The sequence below is a fragment of the Blautia sp. AM47-4 genome, assembly GCF_003479865.1.
GTDB classification, from domain to species: Bacteria; Bacillota; Clostridia; order Lachnospirales; family Lachnospiraceae; genus Fusicatenibacter; species Fusicatenibacter saccharivorans.
Genome location: NZ_QUHY01000097.1, coordinates 1 through 950, shown reverse-complemented (window position 1 = coordinate 950; position 950 = coordinate 1). Strand labels below are relative to the sequence as shown.

Sequence of the window (950 nt, the reverse complement as noted above, 5' to 3'; positions counted from 1 at the left end):
CCTATGAGGCAAAGCTGGAACAGATGGCGGAGCGCGGCTCTGTGGGGCGTGCGTCCATCAGCGACCAGCTCAAAGCCGGAAAAGCGGCTGCCGAACAGGCAAAGGCAGAACGGCCTCCGAAGGAAAAGCCCAGCCGCAGCGCAGAGCGTTGACCTCGGGCCATGCTGGCCCGAAGCAGAAAGGAGGCGGGAACCATGCCACGCAAACGGACGGGCTATGACGCGGCCTGCTATTACGACGGAAAACTGCTGGGCCGCTGTACCAAAGCGGACAGCGACGCCTATACCCTGTTGATGAACGCCTGCGGAGGGGAAGCCGCCCGGGTCCTGCGGGAATATGCCTATTTTTCCCCGGAACTGAAAGCCATCTTAGAAAAGGCGGCGCTCATGCAGGCGGACCGGAGCCGGACGGGCGGAATGTTCCATGCGCCGAAAAGTTCCCCGTGGGGCGAGGTGCAGAGCTGTGAAACCCTCTGTCCGGGGGTGTTTCTGGTATCTACCGCCAGCCACGGCGGAACGATGGTGGCAAATGAGGTAGCCGCCGTCCTCTCCCCAGCGGCGAAAAAGTGCGGCTTCAAGGATAAGGGCTATATCTGCTATGAGGAGGACGCACAGGAAAGTGTGGTGCTCCGGGAGCTGCTGGACAAAAAACTGTGGAACATCCCTGACCGCATTAAGGACAAAGGACAGTTTGAAGAAAAGCTCAATCAGTCCATCCGGCAGTATCACCCCGAATACTGGCGGGCAAGGCAGAGCGGACGAGAAGCCGTCGAAGCTGCCCGCAGCACAGCCCCGGCCAAAGAAGCCGCAAGATAACCTCGGGCCATGCTGGCCCGAAGCAGTAAAGGAGGTGTACCAAAATGGCCTATGTGCCAGTACCAAAAGACCTTTCCAAAATCAAGACAAAGCTGGCCTTCAACCTAACGAAGCGCCAGCTTGTTTGTTTTTCCA

General features: G+C 58.7%; 2 protein-coding genes. Both read left to right on the top strand.

Features of this window, described 5'->3' with window-relative positions:
* Positions 1-161 precede the first annotated feature (161 nt).
* Entirely contained in the window at positions 162-815 is a 654-nt protein-coding gene (locus DW965_RS18760; RefSeq protein WP_117506245.1) for a DUF7007 domain-containing protein, read from the top strand.
* A 44-nt stretch (positions 816-859) separates the two neighbouring features.
* The coding region (locus tag DW965_RS18755; RefSeq protein WP_147398828.1) for a PrgI family protein at positions 860-950 on the top strand (91 nt) is incomplete at its 3' end.